Source organism: Enhydrobacter sp., from assembly GCA_025808875.1.
In the GTDB taxonomy this organism is placed as follows: domain Bacteria; phylum Pseudomonadota; class Alphaproteobacteria; order Reyranellales; family Reyranellaceae; genus Reyranella.
Map to the genome: position 1 here is coordinate 1,207,908 of CP075528.1, position 22,630 is coordinate 1,230,537.

24 protein-coding genes are annotated in these 22,630 nt (G+C 66.8%); 14 read left to right on the forward strand and 10 right to left on the reverse strand.

The annotated features are described in order from the left end of the window. Nucleotides 1-18 precede the first annotated feature (18 nt). The gene (locus KIT25_06105) at nt 19-1,653 is read left to right on the forward strand and encodes a GMC family oxidoreductase N-terminal domain-containing protein (protein UYN96504.1); all 1,635 of its coding nucleotides are present in this window, start codon (nt 19-21) and stop codon (nt 1,651-1,653) included. Here the strand turns inward: KIT25_06105 and KIT25_06110 are convergent. Beyond that, nucleotides 1,650-3,146 carry a CoA-acylating methylmalonate-semialdehyde dehydrogenase gene (locus KIT25_06110; protein UYN96505.1) on the reverse strand — a complete coding sequence of 499 codons (1,497 nt, stop codon included), beginning with the start codon at nt 3,144-3,146 and terminating at the stop codon, nt 1,650-1,652. The genes KIT25_06105 and KIT25_06110 overlap by 4 nt on opposite strands. A 121-nt stretch (nt 3,147-3,267) precedes the next feature. Here KIT25_06110 and KIT25_06115 point away from each other — a divergent pair, with 121 nt between their 5' ends. After that, complete coding sequence (locus tag KIT25_06115) at nt 3,268-4,215, forward strand: dienelactone hydrolase family protein (GenBank protein UYN96506.1); 948 nt, start codon at nt 3,268-3,270, stop codon at nt 4,213-4,215. A gap of 73 nt (nt 4,216-4,288) precedes the next feature. Here KIT25_06115 and KIT25_06120 read toward each other — a convergent pair whose 3' ends face one another. The 3 genes from KIT25_06120 to KIT25_06130 are packed head-to-tail and all read right to left on the reverse strand — an operon-like array spanning nt 4,289 to nt 7,733. Beyond that, on the reverse strand, nt 4,289-5,566 hold the full coding sequence (locus tag KIT25_06120; GenBank protein UYN96507.1) for an amidohydrolase/deacetylase family metallohydrolase: 1,278 nt from the start codon (nt 5,564-5,566) through the stop codon (nt 4,289-4,291). 57 nt (nt 5,567-5,623) lie between these two features. Beyond that, nucleotides 5,624-5,884: a hypothetical protein gene (locus KIT25_06125; protein UYN96508.1), complete on the reverse strand. Its 261-nt coding sequence runs from the start codon at nt 5,882-5,884 to the stop codon at nt 5,624-5,626. A gap of 43 nt (nt 5,885-5,927) precedes the next feature. Then, nucleotides 5,928-7,733 carry an acyl-CoA dehydrogenase family protein gene (locus KIT25_06130; GenBank protein ID UYN96509.1) on the reverse strand — a complete coding sequence of 602 codons (1,806 nt, stop codon included), beginning with the start codon at nt 7,731-7,733 and terminating at the stop codon, nt 5,928-5,930. Between the two features lie 74 nt (nt 7,734-7,807). Between KIT25_06130 and KIT25_06135 the strand changes: the two genes are divergently transcribed. The 4 genes from KIT25_06135 (at nt 7,808) to KIT25_06150 (ending at nt 11,082) form a co-directional block, all read left to right on the forward strand. Continuing rightward, nucleotides 7,808-8,695, forward strand: a complete 888-nt coding sequence (locus KIT25_06135; protein UYN96510.1) for a LysR family transcriptional regulator — start codon at nt 7,808-7,810, stop codon at nt 8,693-8,695. Further along, on the forward strand, nt 8,696-9,493 hold the full coding sequence (locus KIT25_06140; GenBank protein ID UYN96511.1) for a dienelactone hydrolase family protein: 798 nt from the start codon (nt 8,696-8,698) through the stop codon (nt 9,491-9,493). It begins immediately after the preceding gene. A 136-nt stretch (nt 9,494-9,629) separates the two neighbouring features. Then, on the forward strand, nt 9,630-10,385 hold the full coding sequence (locus KIT25_06145; GenBank protein ID UYN96512.1) for an ABC transporter ATP-binding protein: 756 nt from the start codon (nt 9,630-9,632) through the stop codon (nt 10,383-10,385). After that, nucleotides 10,378-11,082, forward strand: a complete 705-nt coding sequence (locus tag KIT25_06150; GenBank protein UYN96513.1) for an ABC transporter ATP-binding protein — start codon at nt 10,378-10,380, stop codon at nt 11,080-11,082. The genes KIT25_06145 and KIT25_06150 overlap by 8 nt, the downstream gene beginning before the upstream one ends. Here KIT25_06150 and KIT25_06155 read toward each other — a convergent pair whose 3' ends face one another. Further along, nucleotides 11,083-11,841 (reverse strand): AraC family transcriptional regulator, encoded by a 759-nt coding sequence (locus tag KIT25_06155; GenBank protein ID UYN97844.1) that lies wholly within the window; start codon nt 11,839-11,841, stop codon nt 11,083-11,085. A 163-nt stretch (nt 11,842-12,004) separates the two neighbouring features. Between KIT25_06155 and KIT25_06160 the strand changes: the two genes are divergently transcribed. The 6 genes from KIT25_06160 to KIT25_06185 all read left to right on the forward strand — a co-directional run bounded on the left by KIT25_06160 (nt 12,005) and on the right by KIT25_06185 (nt 17,695). Beyond that, nucleotides 12,005-13,219 (forward strand): ABC transporter substrate-binding protein, encoded by a 1,215-nt coding sequence (locus tag KIT25_06160; protein ID UYN97845.1) that lies wholly within the window; start codon nt 12,005-12,007, stop codon nt 13,217-13,219. 84 nt (nt 13,220-13,303) lie between these two features. Then, on the forward strand, nt 13,304-14,191 hold the full coding sequence (locus tag KIT25_06165; GenBank protein ID UYN96514.1) for a branched-chain amino acid ABC transporter permease: 888 nt from the start codon (nt 13,304-13,306) through the stop codon (nt 14,189-14,191). Nucleotides 14,192-14,289: 98 nt separating this feature from the next. Then, nucleotides 14,290-15,171, forward strand: a complete 882-nt coding sequence (locus tag KIT25_06170; GenBank protein UYN97846.1) for a branched-chain amino acid ABC transporter permease — start codon at nt 14,290-14,292, stop codon at nt 15,169-15,171. Continuing rightward, nucleotides 15,158-16,012, forward strand: a complete 855-nt coding sequence (locus tag KIT25_06175; GenBank protein ID UYN96515.1) for a phosphoenolpyruvate hydrolase family protein — start codon at nt 15,158-15,160, stop codon at nt 16,010-16,012. Before KIT25_06170 ends, KIT25_06175 begins: the two co-directional genes overlap by 14 nt. After that, the gene (locus tag KIT25_06180; protein ID UYN96516.1) at nt 16,012-16,458 is read left to right on the forward strand and encodes an SRPBCC family protein; all 447 of its coding nucleotides are present in this window, start codon (nt 16,012-16,014) and stop codon (nt 16,456-16,458) included. Before KIT25_06175 ends, KIT25_06180 begins: the two co-directional genes overlap by 1 nt. 13 nt (nt 16,459-16,471) lie before the next feature. Further along, a complete protein-coding gene (locus tag KIT25_06185; protein UYN96517.1) occupies nt 16,472-17,695 on the forward strand; it encodes a Tm-1-like ATP-binding domain-containing protein in 1,224 nt (407 codons plus the stop codon). Here the strand turns inward: KIT25_06185 and KIT25_06190 are convergent. Both KIT25_06190 and KIT25_06195 read right to left on the reverse strand, forming a co-directional pair. Beyond that, complete coding sequence (locus KIT25_06190; protein UYN96518.1) at nt 17,692-18,813, reverse strand: alpha/beta hydrolase; 1,122 nt, start codon at nt 18,811-18,813, stop codon at nt 17,692-17,694. The genes KIT25_06185 and KIT25_06190 overlap by 4 nt on opposite strands. Before the next feature lie 38 nt (nt 18,814-18,851). Further along, complete coding sequence (locus tag KIT25_06195) at nt 18,852-19,163, reverse strand: hypothetical protein (GenBank protein UYN96519.1); 312 nt, start codon at nt 19,161-19,163, stop codon at nt 18,852-18,854. Nucleotides 19,164-19,256: 93 nt separating this feature from the next. On the opposite strand from KIT25_06195, the gene KIT25_06200 reads away from it, so the two are divergent. After that, on the forward strand, nt 19,257-19,595 hold the full coding sequence (locus KIT25_06200) for a winged helix-turn-helix transcriptional regulator (protein UYN96520.1): 339 nt from the start codon (nt 19,257-19,259) through the stop codon (nt 19,593-19,595). After that, a complete protein-coding gene (locus KIT25_06205) occupies nt 19,592-20,116 on the forward strand; it encodes an SRPBCC family protein (protein ID UYN96521.1) in 525 nt (174 codons plus the stop codon). Before KIT25_06200 ends, KIT25_06205 begins: the two co-directional genes overlap by 4 nt. 16 nt (nt 20,117-20,132) lie before the next feature. On the opposite strand, the gene KIT25_06210 is transcribed toward KIT25_06205, so the two are convergent. The 3 genes from KIT25_06210 to pcaD all read right to left on the reverse strand — a co-directional run bounded on the left by KIT25_06210 (nt 20,133) and on the right by pcaD (nt 22,623). Next, nucleotides 20,133-20,567 (reverse strand): hypothetical protein, encoded by a 435-nt coding sequence (locus KIT25_06210; protein UYN96522.1) that lies wholly within the window; start codon nt 20,565-20,567, stop codon nt 20,133-20,135. 91 nt (nt 20,568-20,658) lie between these two features. Next, the gene (locus KIT25_06215; protein UYN96523.1) at nt 20,659-21,825 is read right to left on the reverse strand and encodes an acyl-CoA/acyl-ACP dehydrogenase; all 1,167 of its coding nucleotides are present in this window, start codon (nt 21,823-21,825) and stop codon (nt 20,659-20,661) included. A gap of 3 nt (nt 21,826-21,828) precedes the next feature. Then, entirely contained in the window at nt 21,829-22,623 is a 795-nt protein-coding gene (pcaD, locus tag KIT25_06220; protein ID UYN96524.1) for a 3-oxoadipate enol-lactonase, read from the reverse strand. Nucleotides 22,624-22,630: the final 7 nt, after the last annotated feature.

The window sequence follows — 22,630 nt, forward strand, 5'->3', positions numbered from 1 at the left end:
GGTGTTGAGGAAGCAGCAATGACAAACGACACCGTCGCCCGGCTCGAAGGCGACTACGACTACATCGTGGTCGGCGCCGGCTCGGCCGGCTGCGTACTGGCCAACCGGCTCTCCGTCGATTCCGGCAAGCGCGTGCTGCTGCTCGAGGCCGGCGGCAGGGACAACTGGATCTGGTTCCACATCCCCGTCGGCTACCTCTACGCGATGGGCAATCCGCGCGCCGACTGGCTCTTCCAGACCGAGAAGGAGCCGGGCCTCAACGGCCGCGCGCTCAACTATCCGCGCGGCAAGGTGATCGGCGGCTGCTCGGCGATCAACGGCATGATCTCGATGCGCGGCCAGGCGCAGGATTACGACCACTGGCGCCAGCTCGGCCTGACGGGGTGGGGCTGGGACGACGTGCTGCCGGTGTTCAGGCGGCTCGACGGCCATTTCCTCGGCGACACCGAACATCACGGCGGCTCGGGCGAGTGGCGGGTCGAGAAGATGCGCGTTGCCTGGGACGTGCTCGATGCCGTGGCGAAGGCGGCCAACGAGATGGGCATCCCGTCGACCGTCAACTTCAACACCGGCGACAACAACGGCGTCGGCTACTTCCACGTCAACCAGAAGCGCGGGCTGCGCGTGTCGACGGCCAAGGCGTTCCTCAAGCCGGTGCTGAACCGGCCCAATCTCCGGCTCGAGACGGGCGTGCTGGTCGAGAAGGTGCTGTTCGAAGGCAAGCGGGCCGTCGGCGTGCGCTTCCGGCAGAACGGCCGGACACTCGACGCCCGGGCGAGCGGCGAGGTCGTGCTCTCGGCCGGGGCGGTGAACTCGCCGGTCCTGCTGCAGCTCTCCGGCGTCGGACCGTCGGAGTGGCTGGCCGAGCACGGCGTGCCGGTGGTTCTCGACCGGCCGGGCGTCGGCCGCAACCTGCAGGACCATCTGCAACAACGCGCCATCTTCAGGGTGGCGGGCGCCAAGACGCTCAACACGACCTATCATTCGCTGATCGGCCGCGCGATGATCGGGCTCGAGTACGCTCTGTTCCAGAGCGGGCCGCTCGCCATGGCGCCGTCCCAGCTCGGCATCTTCACCATGTCGTCGCCCGACCACGAGCGGGCGAACATCGAGTTCCACGTCCAGCCGCTCTCGCTCGATCGCTTCGGCGAGCCGCTGCACCGCTTCCCGGCCGTCACGGTGAGCGCCTGCAACCTGCGCCCGACCTCGCGCGGCACGATCCGCCTGCGTTCGGCCGATCCCGCGGCCAAGCCGGTCATCGCGCCGAACTATCTTTCCACGCCGGAAGACCGCCGGGTCGCGGCGGACGCGATCCGCGTGACGCGCCGGCTGATGAAGCAGCCGGCAATGCAGCCCTACGCACCCGAGGAATACCTGCCGGGACCGGCCGTCGGCGACGACGAGGCCTCCCTCGCCAGGGCGGCGGGCGACATCGGAACCACCATCTTCCATCCCATCGGCACGGCCAAGATGGGCCTGCCGTCCGATCCCCTGGCCGTGGTCGACGAGCGGCTGCGCGTCTTCGGACTCGAGCGGCTGCGCGTGGTCGACGCTTCGGTGATGCCGACCATCACCTCCGGCAACACCAACACGCCCACCATCATGATCGCCGACAAGGCGGCCGAGATGATGAAGGCCGACGCCCGGCGCTAGCTGCGCGCCTTGAAGGCGAATTCGGCGCCCGCGCGGATGCCGGTCGGCCAGCGCGCCGTCACGGTCTTCAGCTTGGTGTAGAAGCGCACGCCTTCCATGCCGTAGATGCCGTGATCGCCGAAGATCGAGGCCTTCCAGCCGCCGAAGGAGTGATAGGCCACAGGCACCGGGATCGGCACGTTGATGCCGACCATGCCGATCCTGACGTTGCTGGCGAAGGCCCGCGCGGCGTCGCCGTCGCGGGTGAAGATCGCCGTGCCGTTGCCGTAGGCGTGGTCGTTCACCAGCCCCACCGCCTCGTCGAAGGTCCGGGCGCGCACGACGGAGAGCACCGGTCCGAAGATCTCGTCCTTGTAGATCGTCATGTTCGGCTTGACGTCGTCGAACAGGCAGCCGCCCATGAAGTTGCCGTTCTCGTAGCCCTGCAGCTTGAGCCCGCGGCCGTCGACCACCAGCCGGGCGCCTTCCTTCACGCCTGTTTCGACATAGCCCAGCACTTTTTCGCGGTGCTGGCGCGTCACCAGCGGGCCCATCTCCGACTGCGGATCGAGACCGGGGCCGACCTTCAGCGCCTGCACGCGTGGCGCCAGCTTGTCGATCAGCCGGTCACCGACGTCGCCGACCGCGACCGCCACCGAGATGGCCATGCAGCGCTCGCCGGCGGCGCCGTAGGCCGCGCCCATCAGCGCGTCGGTCGCCTGGTCGAGATCGGCGTCGGGCATCACCACCATGTGGTTCTTGGCGCCGCACAGCGCCTGCACGCGCTTATTCATGGCGGTGCCGGTGTGATAGACGTACTCGCCGATCGCCGTCGAGCCGACGAAGGAGATCGCCGGCACGTCGGGGTGCCGGAGCAGCGCGTCGACCGCGACCTTGTCGCCGTTCATCACCTGGAAGATGCCGTCGGGGGCACCCGCCTCGGCATAGAGCTCGGCCAGCAGCATCGGCGTGCTCGGGTCCTTCTCCGACGGCTTGAGCACGAAGGCGTTGCCGGTGGCGACCGCCATCGCGCCCATCCAGCACGGGATCATGATCGGGAAGTTGAACGGCGTGATGCCGGCCACCACGCCGAGCGGCTGGCGGATCGACCAGGAATCCATATCCGTTGCGACCTGCTCGGTGAAGTCGCCCTTCATGTGATGGGCGATGCCGCAGGCGAACTCGACGACCTCCAGCCCGCGGCCGACCTCGCCCTTGGCGTCGTCGAAGGTCTTGCCGTGCTCGAGCGAGATCAGCCGCGCCAGGTCGTCGGTGCGCTTCTCGATCAGGGCCTTGAGGTTGAACATCACGCGCTGGCGGCGCAGCGGCGGCAGGGCGCCCCAGGCAGCCTGCGCTTTCCTCGCGATCTGCACGGCCTCGTCGATCTCGGCCTCGCTGGCGAAGGCGACCTTGGCCGTCACCTCGCCGGTCGCCGGATTGGTGACGTCGCCCGAGCGTCCGCTCTGGCCCGCGACCCTCTTGCCGGCGATGAAGTGCCCGATACTGCTGGCCATGTCTTCCTCCGCTTTGGCCGCGTTCTAGCACCGGCCTCGCGACGCCGGAAGGTTCGTTGCCGCACCCACTCGCTTCGCGGTAGCGTGGCCGTCAGTGGGGGTATTGGGGGAGGCACCTGCCGTGATGACGATGCACCGTCTTCCCGCGATCGCCGTCTTCGTCGCCTTGAGTTGCGGTTCGGCCGTGTGCCAGGCGCAAGCCAAACGGGAGCGTCTCGAGATCGACACCGCGTGGCGCGGCCAATCCGTGACCCTGCGACCGGAGATGCACATTCCCTCCACCCCCGGTCCGCATGGAACCGTCCTGGTCCTCAACAGCAGTGCCGGTGCCAACGACATCTTCCTGAGCAGGACGCCGGACGCCTTTGCCAAGCTGAACCTGGCGACCGTCGTGCTCGACACCTACACGCCGCGCGGCGTCGGCAACACCATCTACGACCAGATGAAGGTGACGACGGCCGACATGAACAGTGATGCGCTCAAGGTGTTCGAGCGTCTGAAGGGCGATGCGAGGGTGAAGCCGGGCAAGATAGCCGTCATGGGCCACAGCAAGGGCGGCCTTTCTGCCGTCTTTCTGGCCAGCGCGGGGTGGTACACTTGGGCCGGCTTCGAGCGCGCGCCGAATTTCGGCGCCGCCGTCGCGCTGGCACCGGACTGCAGCTTGCAGGTGACCGGCTTCATGCAGGATACGGTCCCCCACTTCTTGTCCGTCATGGGCGAGAAGGACGACTATACGGTGCCGGCCCCCTGCGTTGCCCTGTTCCAGCGCGCCAAGGCCGAAGGGAAGGCCGTCGAATTTCATCTCGTCAAAGGCGCCAACCACGGCTTCAGCACCGGGATGGACCGCTACGACTCCCAGATCATCACTCTGAATGGTTGCGCCGACGATCCGATCGTTTTCACCACATCGGATCGCAAGGGCGTTTCCATGAGCGGGAAGAAGGAGGTTGCCGTAAGCGACGTCTTCAAGGTTTGCGGCAGGAAAGGCGCACATGTCGGCGGTACGCACGAGGCGGTCGGCGACGTGCTGGATCTCGTCGGTAAATGGCTCGTTGCGCGTGGCTGGTGAGCGACGACCAGGATCTCTCCACCGCTTTCCAAGCGCCGTCAAAGGATGGATGCCCAGAGGATATGGAAGGACCCTAAGCCGCCACCGCCTGCGGCAGGATCGGCGCGTCGGCGTCGAAGCGCTTGCCGGCGCGGAGGCAGAACAGGGGCCGCAGCATGCGGTCGGTCGTTACCTCGGTGCCCTCGGCGTCGGTGAGGCGGAAGCGGCCGCGGTCGTCCGCCAGCACCGAGATGTCGGCGACAATGCCCGGCTGCAGCGTGCCGAGTTCGCCCTCCAGGCCGACCATCGCGGCGGCGTTGCTCGTCACCATCGGCACGATCTGCGGCAGCGTGAGGCCGAGTGCCAGCAACTCGGTCATGGCGTAGGTCAGCGAGAAGCGTGCCGAACTCGCGAAGGGATGCGCTTCCTCGGGATCGGGATGGGCCGCGGGCGTACCGGGCGGCGGCGGCACCGTGGTGTTGTAGCCGTGCATGTCGGCGCCCAGCGTGTCGGGCATAACGCCCGCCTCGAGCGCCGCGCGCGCCATGCGGAAGGAGAAGTGGCTGCCGTGGCCGACGTCGATCTTCAATCCGCGCGCCACGGCCTCGCGGACCAGTGGATGCACCTTTCCGCTCTTGTCGATGAAGCCGCCGGGGTGGCGCGTGAAGGGGTGGGCCAGGATATCGCCCGGCCGCATCAGCCTGACGATCGCCGGCAGGATCTCGTCGGGATCGACGCCGTTGCCGCCGCCCTCCGGCAACGCCCAGAGCTGGCCAAAATGGATATAGACCGGCAAGCCGGCCTGGCGGCCGATCTCCGCGGCCTTCTCCATCACCTCGATGCCCCAGCGCGCGAAGCCGCCCAGTTCGGCATGGGCCTTGATGCCGCGCACGAGATCGCGGTTGGCGCACGCGGCCTTCACCGTCGCATCGACGTCGACGCCGTCCGGCCCGTAGAGATTGGGATAGTAGTGGCCCTCCAGCCCGCCCACGACATAGGCCGACAGGAAGGCGAGCACGCGGCTGGCCGACGGTTCGGCGATGAACTTGCGAAAGCCGGGAAAGGTCATGCAGGAGGAGCCGCCCTGATCGACCAGAGTCGTGACGCCGCTCTCGACGCCGACCAGGTCGGCCGGCAGCCCGAAGCGCCCGGAGACATAGGTGTAGACATGGGCATGGGTGTCGATCATGCCCGGAATGACGAGGCGGCCGCGCACGTCGATCGTCTCGCGTGCAACAGCCGGCAGAAGGTTCGATTCGACGGCGGCGACGCGGCCGTCCTTGACCGCGACGTCGAACGGGCCGTCGCGGCCCGACCCGGGATCGATCACGTGGCCGCCGCGCAGCAGGAGATCGTAGGGGGCGCCGTTCATGGCGCCCGCGCCGCAAGGTTCGTGCCAGCCCGGTCGGAGGCGGTCAGCCGCCGGGCGTCATCCGCCGCCCTTGGCGCAGACCAGCGCCTTGAACGTCACGATGTCGCGCGGCGCGCCGGTGCGCTCGCAATGGTCCGTGAATTCCTTGGGCGTGATCTTCACGAACTGTACGGAATGGCGCCGGCCGCGCCATTCGGCGGCGCGGGCGGTCTCCTTGAGGTGCCAGTCGGCATAGGAAGACAACGGATAGTGCTTCACGATGCGCTGGAAGGTTTCGTGGTCAGCTGCCGTGACCTTGGCGAAGTACTGGATGGCCATGGAGGCCTATCCCTAACGGATTGTCGCCAAGGGTCAATGGGGGCTAGGCGACCAGCAACGCCTCCGCGCGTTCGAGCGGCACCGGCGCGTCGCCGAGCAGGGCCGCGATCGCCGGTTCCTCCCAGGCGCCCCCGTCGACGCTGAGCCTGGGCCGGTCGGACAGGCGGTGCTCCAGAACGAAGCGCGCCATCAGCATGCGCCGCGCGTCGCCCCCGGCGGCACCGAGTCGCGCGCCCTCGTTGGCCATCAGCACGGCCGTGGTCACGTGATAAAGGGCGCTCGCCGCCACGCGGCTGAAGCGTTCCTTCTCCGGCGAGTCGGCCACGTCCTCGGCGAAGCGCAGGGCCTGGGCCAGCGTGCCCTCGAGCCGCGTGCGGAACTGGCCGGGCAGGCCGCGCGCCTCGGCCAGCCGCTCCGACAGGGTCTCCCCGAGCTGCCGGTGCGCGCGCTCCTTGCCGACGGCGCGCTGGATGACGTCGAGCGCATTGACGCTCGAGGTGCCGTCCCAGATCACGCCGAGATGGGCGTCGCGCACCAGCCGTGCGTTCGGCCAGTCCTCGATGTAGCCGTTGCCGCCGCGCGCCTCCATGGCCGCCGTCGCGACCGCGATGTTGTCGCGCGAGGCGCGGTACTTGCCGATCGGCGTCAGGATGCGCACGACCTTGGCGGCGACCGGATCGTCGGGCCGCGCCATCGCCGTCGTGGTCAACATCAGTGCCGACAGCGACTGCTCGGTCTTGATCAGCATCTTGAGCAACTGGCGGCGCATCAGCGGATGGTCGATTACACGCTTGCCGAAGGCGTTGCGATGGCGCGCCACCTGCATAGCCTCGTTGAGGCAGCGGCGCATCATGCCGGCGGCGCGCGTCAGGTGCGAGACGCGGCTCGGGTTGACCATCTCCAGCATCTGCTTGAGGCCCCGATCGAGTTCGCCGAGGTGCCAGGCGACGGCGCCATCGAACACGATCTCGCCGCTCGGCATCGACTTGCTGCCGAGTTTGTCCTTCAGCCGGACGATCCGATAGCTGTTGCGCGTGCCGTCGGGAAGCGTGCGCGGCATCAGGAACAGGCCGAGGCCCCGCCCGCCGGCCGGTGCGCCCTCGGGTCGTGCCAGCAGCACGGCGACGTCGCCGTCGGCGTTGGAGCAGAACCACTTCTCGCCGTAGAGCCGCCAGCGGTCGCCGTCGCGCACCGCCGCGAGCTCCGCGGCGCCGGCGTCGGAGCCGCCGACCTTCTCGGTCATGAACTGCGCGCCGTAGAGCAGGCGGTCCATGTCCTGGGTCCACATGCGATCGAGGTAGCGGGCCTTCAGCTCGTCGCTGCCGTAGCGCTCGAGCAAGTCGGAGGTGCAGTCGGTCAGGTTGACCGGGCACAGAACGCCGAACTCGGCCTGCGAGAAGAGATAGAAGAAGGCCTGCTTGGCGAGCGGCGTCATCCTGTCGTGCCAGCCCAGCACCCCCGGCCGGTGCGTCATGGCGTGCATGCCGAACTCGGCGAAGGCGATACGGCGGATCTCGTCATAGGCCGGATGGACCTCGATCCACTCCTCGTCGCGGCCGAAGCGATCGCGGTGGTGCAGTCTGGGCGGATGCTTGTCGGCGAGATCGGCCAGGTCGTTCAGCCGGCCGCCGGCCAGGCTGCCCAGGCGATCGAGATGCGGATCGAGGTGCGCCAGCAGTGGTGCTTCCATGTAGAGCCCGAGCAGGTCGCGCAGGCTGCGGTCGATCTCGTAGAAGTTGAGCCCGCTGCAGTCGGGCGCGAGATGCCGTGAGCGGCGCGCGACGGCGGCGCGTCCGGCGAGCGAGGCGGTGGCGGCGGCAGGCGCCGCGAAGGGCGTAAGGTCGTTCATGGCTGGAAAGTGCTTGGAGTTTGCCGCACTCGCAAACGATTTGATGGCCTTTTAGTTTGAGTTAAACTCAAACCATGCCATCCCGCCGCCTGCCGCCGCTGCACGCCGTCAGGGCTTTCGAGGCGGCGGCACGCCATCTGTCCATCAGCCATGCCGCGCGCGAGCTGAACGTCACGCCGGGCGCCGTCAGTCGGCACGTGCGCGCGCTCGAGGACAACCTCGGCACCCCGCTGTTCGTGCGCCGCGCGACGGGCCTCGAGCTGACGTCGGTCGGTCGTTCCCTTGCGGAGGGTGCGCGCGAAGCGCTGGACAGGCTCGAGGAGGCGGCAACCGGCGTGCGGCTGCGCCAGCACCGGCGCTTGTCGGTCGGGGTCTACGGCCACTTCCTGTCGCGCGCCCTTCTGCCGGTGCTGCCGAAGCTGCGCCGGGCGCATCCCGCGCTCGAGATCGATCTTCATGCCAGCACCAACCCGCTCGACATGCTGCCCAGCAGGTTCGACGCCGTGATCGCCGTCTCGGGCACCGGCCGGCAGTCGGGCCTCGTGGTGCGTCCATTGATGCCGATCGTCACCGTGGCGGTTGCCGCACCCAAGCGTCTCAGGAGGGGCCCGGTCGACTTCGCGCGCGTGCCGCTGCTGCACACGAGGCCGCGCGCGGAGGATTGGCGGCGCTGGCTCGACCATGCGGGGTTCGCGTCCGTGCCCGTGCGTGGCGGCAGCACTTTCGAGAGCGCCAGCCAGACGCTCGAGGCGGTGGCCGCCGATCTCGGCGTTGCCATCGCCATCGAAGGCCTGCTTGGCCCCGACCTTGCCAATGGCCGAGTGGCACTCGCCCATCGCGCGCGTCGCCCGACGCGCCGGCACTTCACGCTGCAGTACGAGAACCGCGTCGCCGATGATCCCTCGCTCGTGGCCTTTGCCGACTGGCTATGTTCCACTCTCGACGCGGAGGGACGTTCCTAGATGTTGCGGTCGGTTGCACTCGTCGCCGTGCTTCTTTCGGTCGCCGGGGAGGCGGCGGCACAGGGACAGCCGGTGCGTTTCCCCAGCGTCGCCGTGGGAAGTGCGGCAGCCGGTCCGGAGATCACCGGTTGGCTGGCGCGGCCGCCGGGCGACGGACCGTTTCCGGCGGTGATCCTGGCGCACAGCTGCGCGGGCATGAGCCGACACACGGAGTTCTGGGGCAGGCTTCTGACGGGCTGGGGCTATGTCGTGGTGGCGCCGGACAGCTTCGGCCCGCGCGGCGAGAAGAACGTCTGCGGCCGGGGCGGCGTGGTGAGCAGTTCCATGCGGGCGCCCGACATCGCGGGCGCACTCGACTTCCTCAAGGCGCAGCCGTTCGTCACGCCCGGCCGCATCGGCCTGATCGGACACAGCCATGGCGGCGGAGCGGCGGTGCGCGCGGTGCAAGCGAGCTACGGTCTCGCCGCGCGCGGCCTCAAGGCGGCCGTCGCCTACTATCCGACCTGCAGCGAGCAGTTCGACCGCGACGTCGCGTTGCCGCTTCTCATCCTGATCGGAGACAAGGACGACTGGACGCCGGCCGAGCGCTGCCGCCGTCTGCAAGCGGCCGGTTTCAGCCAGCCTGATCTCGTCGAGGCCGTCTACTACCCGGATGCCCGGCACAGCTTCGACAGCAAGTTGCCGGAGCGCACCGTCACGGTCGCCAGCGGCAGGACCTATCGCCTGGCCTACGACCCCGTCGCCGGTCCCGACGCCGAGGCGCGCACCAAGGCCTTCTTCGCGAAGTTCCTGAAGTAGATGCGGCGCGCGATGGGTCGGCGCAGCATCGTCGCAGACGCGCTACGCTCTTGGCGATTGCCCGAGGACGGACTAGTAGTGCGGGCGACGTCTTGGGAGTCGGCGAGCTTCGCCGGCGCCCACAAGCGGAGGAAGCGTGGCCGACAACATCCTCGAAGCCGAAGGTCTGACCAAGCATTTCAGCGGATTCGCCGCGGTCTCGAACGTCTCGTTGTCTCTCCGTCGCGGCTCGATCCATGCTCTCATCGGGCCGAACGGCGCCGGAAAGACGACGTGCTTCAACTTGTTGACCAAGTTCCTCGAGCCCTCGGCCGGGACGATTCGATTGAACGGCAACGACATCACGACCCTCAAGCCCGATGCGGTGGCTCGCCTCGGAATGGTGCGATCGTTCCAGATTTCCGCGGTTTTTCTGAATTTGACCGTACTCGAGAACGTTCGGCTGGCCGTGCAGCGGCGCCGGGGCTCGTCCTATGATTTCTGGCGCCACAAGGCGGTGTTGCGCGGTCTCGACGCGCGCGCGCTGGAACTGATCGACTCGGTTGGTCTGTCCGAAGTGGCCGAAAGCAGGGCGTCGGAGCTGCCCTACGGCCGCAAGCGGGCGCTGGAACTCGCCACGACGTTGGCGCTCGATCCGGAGGTCATGCTGCTCGATGAGCCCACGGCGGGCATGGGCCATGAGGACGTCGGCCGTGTCACGAGGCTGATCCGGGAGGTTGCGCAGGGGCGCACCGTGCTCATGGTCGAGCACAACCTCGGTGTCGTCGCCGATCTGTGCGACGAGATCACCGTGCTTTCCCGCGGTGAAGTTCTCGCCCAGGGCGACTATGCCACGGTGTCGAAGGACGCGCGCGTGATCGCGGCCTACATTGGAGGCGGCGGCCATGCCTGACACGATCCTCGATATCCGGAACCTTCATGCCTGGTACGGCCAGAGCCATGTCCTTCATGGCGTGGACCTGTCGGTCGATGCCGGGGAGCTGGTCACGTTGATCGGTCGCAATGGCGCCGGGAAGTCGACTACGTTGAAGTCGATCATGGGGTTGGTGCCGCAGCGGACCGGGTCGATACGGTTCGAGGGAGCCGAGACCGTTGGCATCGAGCCGCATGAAGTCGCTCGCCTCGGTATCGCCTACTGTCCCGAGGATCGGGGCGTCTATGCCACGCTCGACGTCGCCGAGAACCTGCAGCTTCCGCCCAAGGTGCGGCCCGGCGGCTTGAGCATGGAAAGCGTTCTCGACCTGTTTCCGAACTTGCGCGAGCGTCTCCGCAGCCCGGGGACCAAGCTCTCAGGCGGAGAGCAGCAGATGCTCGCCATCGGGCGGATCCTCCGCACAGGAGCGCCGCTGCTGCTGTTGGACGAGCCGACGGAGGGCCTGGCGCCGGTCGTGGTTGAGCAGATCGGAGAGATCATCCGGCGGCTGAAGCGCGACGGGTTGACCATCCTCATGGTCGAACAGAACGTCCGCTTCGCAACGACGATCGCCGACCGCCACTACGTCATGGAGCGCGGCCGCGTCGTCGAGGCTTTGGACAACGCGCGGCTGAAGTCCGAATTCGATCGCGTGACCGGGCTTCTGGGCGTCTGACTACCGCACCGTCGTTTTGCGGACCTGGAAGCGTGAGGGCCGGAACCCCGTCATGCGCTTGAACGCATTGGAGAACGCGAATGGGTTCTGGTAGCCGACCTGTTGCGCGACGTCCTCGATCTTCGCGTCGGTCGTCGCCAGCCGGTGCGCGGCGTGTTGGACGCGCAGGTAGGTCAGTTGCTGCATCGGGCTGCGGCCCAGGCTGGCCTGGCAGAGCCGTCGCAGATGCTCGCCGCTGATTCCGGCGAGTCGCGCAAGTGAAGCCGCAGTCCACGGCCGCGCCAGGTCGGTCTGGACCTCCTCCCACACGACGCGAAGCCGCCCCTCACGCTGCAGCGGTTCGGCAAAGCGCGAGATGTAGTGCTCGATCAAGTCGATCCAAAGCGTTGCCGACCCCGAGTTGCCTTGCGCTTGCACCTCGCGATGCAGTCCGAGGATGGCGTGTCGCAGCGGCTCGCCGTCGAAGCGCGCCATCACCGGGGCGATGAAGCCGATTGCCGAACGTGGCGAGAGAGGCATGTAGCGCACCCAGCAGTACTGCCAGCGCCGTGACGGTATGGCGTGAAAGGCATGCAGAACGTGAGCCGGCGCCAGGGACACCATGCCGGCGCGATGCGGGCGCCAACGACCATCGAGAAGGATTCGTCCCTCGCCGCCCAGGCTCGCATGCACGTAGGTGCCGCTGAGATGCGTTCGGACGATGCGGTAGGGAACGGCGGCATCGCCGACGCCGACATGCGAGATCTGTCGCTTGGCCAGCGCGCTGCAATCCTCGGCGCGTATGACGATCTGGTGCGTGCTTCGCCCGACGATGTGGGTTTCGGATAGTTCCGCGTGCGAGACAGCCATGGATAGGTCCTTCGGCGCTCGGGTAGTGTGGAAATCAATAATAGCCGACACAGGCTCTTTGCGGGAGGAGCATATGACGAAAGCATTCGGAATTTCTGTAGCGGCCGCCTTTTCCCTGGCCTTCGGTGCCACCGGGGCATCGGCTCAGATATCGGGCGATGTCGTGCGCATCGGCGTGCTTGCCGACATGTCGGGCATCTACAGCGACCTCTCCGGCAAGGGTGCCGTCGAAGCCGTGAAGATGGCGGTCGAGGATTTCGGCGGCACCGTTCACGGCAAGAAGATCGACGTCGTCTTTGCCGATCACCTCAACAAGGCGGACGTCGGTGCCGCCAAGGCGCGCGAATGGTTCGACACCGGTGGTGTCGACATGATCAACGATCTGGCGAACTCCGGCGTTGCCCGCGCGGTTGCCGCCGTGGCCAAGGAGAAGAAGCGGCACATCATCGTCAATGGCGCCTCGAACATGGGCATCACCAACGAACTGTGCTCGCCCTACGCGATCCATTACGCCTACGACGCCTATTCGTTGGCGCACGGCACCGGCAAGGCGGTCGTGGATGCGGGCGGCAAGACCTGGTTCTTCCTGACCGTCGACTTCGCCTTCGGCATCGGCCTCGAGCAGCAGGTGTCCAATGTGGTGCGGGACAACAAGGGGCGGGTGGTCGGCGCCGCGCGTCATCCGCTCGGCACGACCGACTTCTCCTCGTACATCCTTCAGGCTCAGGCCTCCAAGGCCGAGATCATCGGCATCGCCTCGACGGGTGCCGATGCGGTCAACGCCATCCGCGCGGCGGCCGAGTTCGGCGCGACGAAGAACCAGAAGCTGGCGGCACTGCTGCTGTGGATCGAGGACGTTCATGCACTCGGCCTTCCGGCGGCACAGGGCCTGATGCTGACCAATGCCTGGTACTGGGACATGAACGACGAGACGCGCAAGTTCGCGCAGCGCTTCTTCGATCGCGTCGGCAAGATGCCGAACATGGCCCAGGCCGCGGACTATTCGTCGACCATGTTCTACCTGAACGCGGTCAAGGCGGCCGGCACGGACGATCCCGACAAGGTCTCGGCCAAGATGCGGGAGATGACCGTAAGCGACATGTTCACCAAGGAAGGCAAGGTGCGCGTCGACGGCCGCTTCGTCCATGACATGTACCTCTGGCAGGTGAAGACCCCCGCCGAATCCAAGAAGCCGTGGGACTACCTGAAGCCCGTGTCGACGATTCCCGCGGCGCAAGCCTTCCAGCCCCTGTCCGAGAGCAAGTGCTATCTGGTTCCGAAGAACTGACGGCGGAGGCGAGGGCGTGCCGGCCACGGTGGCGGCCACGCCCTCGACTTTGCTAGTCAGGTGGGGCGGGGTTCATCAGGGTCGATGGAAATCTTCGGCGTTCCGCTTCAGGCATTGCTCGGCCAGATCATGCTCGGCCTGGTCAACGGCTCGTTCTACGCCGTTCTGAGTCTCGGCCTCGCGATCATCTTCGGGCTGCTGCGCATCGTGAACTTCGCGCACGGCGCGTTTTTCATGGCGGGGGCCTTCGTGGCCTTCATGGCCGGCCGCTATCTCGGCATCGGCTATTGGCCGGCGCTCGTCATCGCCCCTCTCGTTGTCGGCATCCTCGGCATCCTGTTCGAGCGCTTCGCACTGCGGCGCATCTACCGGCTCGATCCACTCTACGGTCTTCTCCTGACATTCGGCCTCGTTCTGGTCCTCGAGGGCGGATTCCGCGTCGCCTTCGGGTCCTCCGGCCAGGCATATCCCACGCCGCCCGAATTGCGCGGCGCATGGAACCTCGGCTTCATGGTCCTGCCGATCTACCGGGCATTCGTCATTGCGATCGCCGTCGTCGCCTGTGCGGTGACCTGGATCGTCATCGAGAAGACGCGCATCGGCGCCCATCTGCGTGCAGCAACGGAGAAGTCTGAGCTGACCCAGGCCTTCGGCATCAACGTGCCGATCCTGCTGACCCTGACCTACGGTGCCGGCGTGGCGCTCGCCGGATTCGCAGGGGTACTCGCCGCGCCGATCCAGCACGTCAACCCGTCCATGGGTTCGGACCTCGTCATCGTGGTCTTCGCGATCGTCGTGATCGGCGGGCTGGGCTCGCTCCTCGGATCGGCAATCACGGGACTCGGCCTCGGTATCGTCGAGGGCCTGACCAAGGTCTTCTACTCGGAAGGGTCGACGACCGTGGTGTTCCTGGTCATGGCGCTGGTGCTGCTGGTGCGCCCGGCCGGCCTGTTCGGTCGCGAGGAGACGTGACCGTGTGGGATGCGAAGCGCGGCTGGCTGGTCGCCGCCATCGTCGCGGCCTTGCTCGCCGTGCCGTTCGTTCCCCACCTCGTCTACCCCGTGTTCGTGATGAAGGTGCTGTGCTTCGCGCTGTTCGCCTGCGCCTTCAACCTCCTGCTCGGTCACACCGGGATCGTCTCGTTCGGCCACGCGGCGTTCTTCGGGTCGGCTGCCTACGCCACCGGCTACGCCGTCCGCGACATGGGGTTGACGCCGGAGATCGGCATCGCCGCCGGCATGCTTCTCGCCGGCGCTCTGGGCGCCGTGTTTGGAGCGCTCGCGATCCGACGGCAGGGCATATACCTTGCGATGATCACCCTGGCGCTGGCTCAGCTCGTCTATTTCACCTTCCTGCAGGCGCCGTTCACCGGCGCCGAGGACGGCATGCAGCCGATACCGCGCGGCCGGTTGTTCGGCCTCGTCGACCTGCGCGACGACTTCAATCTCTACTTTCTCGTCCTCGCCTGTGCAGGCGGCGGCCTGTGGCTGGTCAACCGGATCGTCAATTCGCCGTTCGGCGAGGTGTTGCGCGCCATCCGCGAACACGAACCTCGGGCGCGGTCGCTGGGCTATGCGGTCGATCGCTACAAGATCATGGTCTTTGCTCTCTCGGCGGCACTGTCCGGCCTGGCCGGTTCGCTCAAGTGCATCGTCTTTCAGCTTGCCGCGCTTACCGACGTGCACTGGCACATGTCCGGCGACGTCATCCTGATGACGCTGCTCGGCGGCATGAGCTCCGTGTTCGGGCCGGCATTGGGTGCCGTCCTCGTCTCGGCCCTGCATCACTATCTGGACGCTCTGGGCGCCTGGGTAACGATCGCGGTCGGCCTGATCTTCATTGCTTGCGTGCTCATGTTCCGCCGCGGTGTCGTCGGGGAGCTAGCGGAATTTCTGTCACAGCGTCGCGTAGCGCACGCCAGTCCCAAGGAAGGCATCGATGCCAAGATTTGAACGCAAGGTCATTGTCGAGCGGTTCCAGGACATGATCCGCCGGGGCGAGCCGATCGTCGGCGGTGGCGCCGGTACTGGCATCTCCGCGAAGTGCGAAGAGGCCGGTGGCATCGACCTCATCGTCGTCTACAACTCCGGGCGGTATCGCATGGCGGGGCGAGCCTCCTCCGCCGGTCTGCTCGCGTACGGCAATGCCAACGACATCGTGAAGGAGATGGCACTGGAGGTGCTGCCGGTGTGCAAGAAGACCCCCGTCATCGCCGGCGTCAACGGCACCGATCCATTCGTCATCATGCCGAAGTTGCTGCGCGAGCTGAAGGAACTCGGCTTCTCCGGGGTTCAGAACTTTCCCACCATCGGCATCATCGACGGCACGTTCCGCGTGAGCCTCGAGGAAACCGGCATCAACTTCGCGAGCGAGATCGACATGATCCGGCAGGCCCACGAGCTCGACCTGTTGACGACGCCTTACGTGTTCTCGGCCGACGAAGCGAGGGAGATGGCCCTGGCCGGCGCGGACCTGGTCGTGCCTCATATGGGCGTGACCGTCGGCGGTACGATCGGCGCCAGCACCGCGAAGTCGCTCGATGAGTCGGTGCGCCTGATCGACGAGTGGGCGGAGGCGGCACGTCGCGTGCGCAAGGATGTCATCATCATCGCGCATGGCGGGCCGATCTCGTCGCCCGACGACGTCGACTACGTGCTGCAAAACAGCGAGCACTGCAACGGTTTCTACGGAGCCAGCAGCGTCGAGCGCCTGCCGGTGGAAACCGCAATCGTCCAGCAAATCAGGGCATTCAAGAGCCTGACATCGACACGAAGCCAGGGAGGGAAGAGGTGATGGCACGCGTCTACATAAGCGCCGTGATGGACATTCCCCTAGGGCAGGCCTGGGCGGTCCTTCGCGACTTCAACGCACTTCCGGTCTACCACCCGTTCTTCTCGAAGAGCGAGATCGAGGGCGGCAAGCCCTCCGATCAGGTGGGCTGCGTGCGCAATTTCCACACGCACGAAGGCGGTCACATCCGCGAGGAGTTGCTCACGCTGTCCGATAGGGAGCACGTTTGTGCCTATCGCATTCTCGAGGCCACCTTGCCGGTGAAGAACTATGTCGCCGAGATGAGGTTGAAGCCTGTCACCGAGGGCAACAGGACCTTCGGCGAGTGGTGGGCGGAATACGACGTGGCCGATGGCGATGCCGCGAGCGTGCATCAGACGGTCAGCGACACTTTCCGTCTCGCCTTCGAGGGCGCCGTCAAGGTGGCCCGAGCTGGCGGGCGCGCCTAGTCAGGGTCGGGCCATGTCGAGCGCCGCCTATGTCGTCGGGACCTACGATACGAAGGCGGAGGAGCTGCGATACGTCGCCGACCTCTTGCGCGTCGCCGGGCTACGCGTCGTCACGGTGGATGTTGGCACGCGGGTGTCGGCCGACGATGCCGATATTTCCTCGGCCACGGTGGCCGGGTTCCATCCGGAAGGCGCACGCGCCGTGCTCGGCACGGGAGATCGCGGCATTGCAGTGAGTGCGATGACGTTGGCGTTGAAGGCGTTCATCGGGTCGCGTGACGATGTCGGCGGCATGCTCGGGCTCGGTGGGTCGGGTGGAACGACGATCATTGCGCCGTCGATGCGATCGTTGCCGATCGGCGTGCCGAAGATGCTGGTCTCGACAATGGCGGCGGGCGACGTCGGCCCGTTCGTCGGCGTCCACGACGTGACGATGATGTTTCCGGTGACGGACATCGCCGGCCTCAACCGGCTTTCCCGCGTCATCCTGGCCAACGCCGCGCATGCCCTGGCCGGCATGATGACGCGCCGGGTCCCGGCGGTTCCCGACGCCCGCCCGGCGCTCGGCTTCAGCATGTTCGGCGTCACCACGCCGTGCATCCAGCAGCTCACGGCACGGCTTTCGGCCGACTACGAGTGTCAGGTGTTCCATGCCAACGGCTCCGGCGGCCGCGCATTCGAGGCGATGGTCGCCGCCGGGCTGCTCCAGGGCATGGTCGACCTGACGACGACCGAGGCGGCGGACCATCTGTGCGGCGGCATCTGCACGGCGGGCCCGGAACGCTTCGATGTCGTGGCGAGAACCGGCATTCCATGGGTCGGCTCCTGTGGGGCGCTGGACATGGTGAACTTCGGCTCGGTCGATACGGTGCCGGAGCGATACCGTGGGCGCCTGCTGCATTCACACAACGCGAACATAACGCTGATGCGTACGACGGCGACGGAGCTGCGAGCGATCGCGGCGTGGATCTCGGCGAAGCTCAATGCCTCGAAGGGGCCGGTACGGCTGCTCCTTCCCGAGGGCGGCGTCTCGATGCTGGACGCGCCGGGTCAGAAATTCCACGATCCCGCGGCCAATACGGCGCTCTTCGAGGCCTTCGAGAGGCACTTCGCCGCGAGCGAGACCCATCGGTTGATCCGGGTGCCTCATCACATCAATGACGCGGCTTTTGCCGGGGTTGTCGAGCGTCAGGTCCGCGACTTGGTCGCCAAGGACGATCGACGGGTCCGCGCCTAGGCGACCGCGCCCAGGAATGCGAGCAACAGCCGGTTCACCTCGTCGGGCCGTTCCTGCTGGACCCAATGGCCGGCGCCGTCGATGAGATGAACGCCCGTCATGCGGGTGCAGGTCTGGTTCGCCATGCGCTCGATCGCGCCGGGTGACTGGTGTATGCCCCAGTCACTGGCACCGGCCATGAAGGTGGCGGGCTGGTCGATCGTGCGACCCGACAGCAACTCGAGCTCGGCATCGAACAGCCCGGAGGTGCGGATGCGATACCATTGCAAGCCGCCCTGGAAGCCGGTGCGGTCGTACTCCTCGCTGTAGATGCGCAGCTCCGAGTCGGGGAGCCACTTGTTGTTTGCGATCTCCGCCCGGCTTGGCATTTCCCTGGCCACCGTCTCGGCCATGCCTTCCGCCAGATCCATGATGTAGTAGGTGGGCATCTTCGCCAACTCATCAGCCGTCCAGCCCTTCAACGGAAAGGGTGTGTTGGCTTTCCAGTCGGCGCTCTTGTGGTGGTAGTAGGCACGCAGGAAGTCGTGCACGCCTTGCGGTGCACGCCACATGTTCGCGTTCGCCTCGCGCGTGGAGTAGTACCATTGATAGTGTTTGCGCGGCCGCGGCAGGGCCGCCAGTGCGGCATGGATGTCTCCGCCCCTCGGACTGGCCGCGAGTGGTGGCGCTCCCGCAAAAGGCGCGCTCATCAACACGAGCGAGCGGAAGATGTCGGGACGCAGCAAGGCTGCGTATCCCGCGACGGTGGCACCGAAATCGTGCCCGACCACGGCCGCGACTTGGGCGACATCGAGAGCCTTCAGCAGGCACATCACATCGCGCACCAGGTTGAGGAATCGGTAGGAGGCAAGGTCGCCGTCGTAGTCGGGATCCCAGCCGGTCGTGCGGCCGTAGCCGCGCTGGTCCGGCGCCAGCACACGGTATCCGGCCGCGGCCAGCGCCGGCATCACCTTGCGCCAGCTGTAGGCGATCTCCGGAAAGCCATGCAGGAGCAGCACGACCGGCCGTCCGGGCTCTTCATGGCCCGCCTCGAGCAGGTGCATGTCGAGGCCGTTGGTGTCGGTGACGATCCGGGCGCGCACGCCGGCGGGAAGGGTCGACGAAGGCAGGGCGGTCATGATCGACGATCAGGCCGCAAAGCCCGCCGTTGCGCAAGCTATCGAGCGGCGGCCCGTTCGAGTTCGTTTGCAAGGCATTGGCGGAAGTTCAACGTGTCCTGAGCGATGCCATAGGACCGGCAGACCCGGTCGGCGTCCACGGCGGCACGCGCCTGTTGTCGGGCCGTCGCCGGATTGCCGCTCCCCAGCGCCCGCGCCGTGTCGGCCACGCACGCACTGAAGCCAGGCGAGCTGCGCTCGAGGCCCTGCTCGACACAAAGACGAGCGGCTTCGCCTTGCGAATCCTCGTTCAGTGCCCATGCGCGCGGGGCCACAAGCAGCAGGACCAGGACGACAACGGCGAGTTTCATCGCGGGGGAACGCCGCACGGCCGAAATGGTTGCTGCGCGCCGTCATTAAACTAGACGGTTGAAATTCTGGATTGTCCGTCTATATTCAACTTTATGGTTGAATTACAGCTCGACCGTGTCTTCGCGGCCCTGTCCGATCCGACCCGACGCGCCATGCTCCGCCGGTTGGCCAACGGCGAGCGCACGGTCGGCGAATTGGCCGAGCCGTTCGACATGTCGTTTGCCGCCGCAGCCAAGCACGTGAAGGTGCTCGAAGGTGCCGGACTGCTCAGCCGGCGCATCGAGGGCCGCTCGCACCATTGCCGTCTCGAGGCCGGTCCGCTCGCGCAGGCCGATCGTTGGCTGGCCTACTACGAACACTTCTGGGCGCAGCGGCTCGACGATCTCGAGCGCGCGCTCCTTCGTCATGCCGGCAAGAGGAGGCGCAAATGAGCGAGTTTGGCGCGACATTGTCGCCCACCGAGGTGCGCTTCGAGCGCCTGTTGCCTGGCCCGATCGAGATGGTCTGGGAGTTCCTGGTCGATTCGCGCAAGCGGGGCGAATGGTTCGCGTCCGGACCGATGGAGAGGCGGGTCGGCGGCAAGGTCAAGCTGCGCTTCAAGCATTCGGAACTGTCGCCCCACGCGGCGCTGCCGCCGGAACGCTACAAGGAGATGGATGCCACGGGGCACGACAGTGAAGGCGAGGTCACGGCGTTCGATCCGCCACGGCGATTGGCCTTTCTATGGGGCTCGTCGGAGGTCGTGTTCGACCTCGAGCCAAAGGGCGACAGGGTCCTGCTGGTGCTGACGCACCGTCGCCTGTCCGGCCGCGGGGAGCAGGTCGATGTGCTTGGTGGCTGGCACACCCATCTCGCGATCCTGGTCGAGCGTGCCAATGGGCGCACGCCACGCGCCTTCTGGGATCTGTTCCGCGAGATCGACGGGACGTATGAGGAGCGCGTGCCGCGCTGACCTCTGCAGTTGACCGCTACTGTTGCAGGCTGAGCCGTTCGCTGGGGTGCTCGGCAACGTTGTCGCCGACCGTGCTGTCGCCCAGGACCTGGAGCTGGCTCTGCGCCTCGATTTCGCGGCTGAGACAGGCGCGGAAAGGCGCGCCTTGCGGTGGCAGGCCGAGATCCAGGCAGTTCGCGGCGGCGTCTCCGCTGGCGCGCGCGAGCTGCTGGGCGAGCGCACGTTCTTCCCATTCGAAGGCGCGCGTCACATGGGCGAGGCAGAGCTCCCATGCCGGCGACTGCGGCCCGAGCCCATGCTTGGCGCACTCTCGTTCGGCTTTCTCTTGGGCCGGGCCGGGCGAATAGGAAAGCGCGACCGCCGTCATCGCCAGCGTGAAGCCGCAGCACAACGCCGCCGCCACCAGCAGGCGATGGGGATTGATGGCGGAGCGGAGCGAGAACGTGCCCATGATGCCAAGGGAACGCCCTGCCGGTCGTTACGGTTGCCTACATTCCGGGATCTGCCGTGCTTTCCGCAGGCACCGTGAATCGCCGATCCCGCTAGTAGCTCTTGGGCAGGCCCAGTACCCGTTCGGCGACGTAGCAGAGGATCAACTGCTCGCTGACCGGCGCGATCCTGGCGATCATGACTTCGCGCAGGAAGCGCTCGACGTGGAACTCCTTGGCGTAGCCGTAGCCGCCGTGGGTCAGGATGGCGCGCTCGCAGGCGTCGTAGGCGGCGCGGGCGCCGAGGTACTTGGCCGAGTTTGCCTCGGCACCGCACTCCTTGCCATTGTCGTAGAGCCAGGCCGCCTTGAAGGCGAGCAGGTTGGCCGCCTCGAGCTGCATCCAGCTCTCGGCCAGAGGATGCTGGATCGCCTGGTTCTTGCCGATCGGCCGTCCGAACACGATACGCTCCTTGGCGTACTGCGTGGCGCGGGCGAGCGCGGCGCGGCCGATACCGATCGCCTCGGCGGCGATCAGGACACGCTCGGGATTGAGGCCATGCAGCAGGTAGTGGAATCCCTTGCCCTCCTCGCCGATGCGGTCCTCCAGCGGCACCTTGAGCCCGTCGATGAAGACCTGGTTGGTGTCGATCGCCTTGCGGCCCATCTTGTCGATCTCGGTGACCTCGATCCTGGAGCGGTCGAAGTCGGTGTAGAAGAGCGACAGGCCGTCGGTCGGCCGTTTGCACTGCTCCTTCGGCGTGGTGCGCGCGATCAGCAGCATCTTGTCGGCGACCGAGGCCGTGGTCGTGAAGGTCTTCTTGCCATGCACGATGTAGCCGTTGCCGTCGCGCTCGGCCTTGGTGTCGAGCGCCGTGGTGTTGAGGCCCGCGTCGGGCTCGGTGACGGCGAAGCAGCCCTTGATCTTGCCCTTGATGATGTCGGGCAGGATGCGCTTCTTCTGCTCCTCGGTGCCGAACACCACGATCGGGTTGGGGCCGAAGATGTTGAGATGGATCGCCGAGGCGCCCTGCAGGGCGGCGCCCGATTCCGCGACTGTCTGCATCAGCAGGGCCGCCTCGGTGATGCCGAGGCCCGCGCCGCCATACTCCTCGGGCATGGCGATGCCGAGCCACCCCGCGTCGGCCATGGCCTTGTAGAAGTCGTTCGGGAAGCCGCCCTCCTTGTCCTTCTTCAGCCAGTACTTGTCGCCGAACTGCGCGCAGAGCTTGGCGACGCTGTCCTTGATGGCGAGTTGATCCTCGGAAAAGGCGAAATCCATGGTCTACCTGTTCGATCCCAGCCACTGCATCATGATGCGGTTGAACTGATCCGGGCGCTCGACATTGGGCAGATGGCGGGCGCGGGCGATCTCCTCGTAGCGGCCGCCCGGAATCTTCGCAGCGATCAGCTTGTTGCGGTCCGGCGGGGTGCCCTCGTCCTGGTCGCCGCAGATCACCAGCGTGGGGACCTTGATGGTGGGCAGGCGGTCGATGAAGTCGAAGTTCTGGATCGCCGACATGCAGCCGGCGGAACCCTCGGGCGTGGTGCCGCTGATGGTGTCGCGGATCTCGCGCCAGCGCACCGGATTGACCTGCTTGAATTCGTCGGTGAACCAGCGCTGCATGGTCGAGTCCGCGAGCGCGGCGAGACCTTTCTCGCGCACGACCTTCTTGCGCTCGTCCCAGGTGCCGGCCGAACCCGGCGGCGTGCTGGGCTGCGTATCGCAGAGACAGAGAGAGGCGAGATAGCCGGGATGGGCGAGGGCGAAGCCCTGGCCGATCATGCCGCCGATGCTGAGCCCGATGAAGTGCACCTTCTGGATGCCGAGCACGTCGAGCGCGCCTTTCACGTCGGCCGCCAGCTGATCCATCGTGTAGTCGCCCGCGACCGGCGCGCTGCCGCCATGGCCGCGCATGTCGAGCCGCAACACGCGATAGCCCGCGGCGAGCAAGGGGACCATCTGCTCGACCCACATGCCGCCGTCGGAATTCAGCGAATGGGTGAAACACACCGTCGGCGCGTTCTGCGGCCCGGCAAGATCGAAATAGACGCGACGGCCGTTCAATGAAAGCAGCATGACTTCC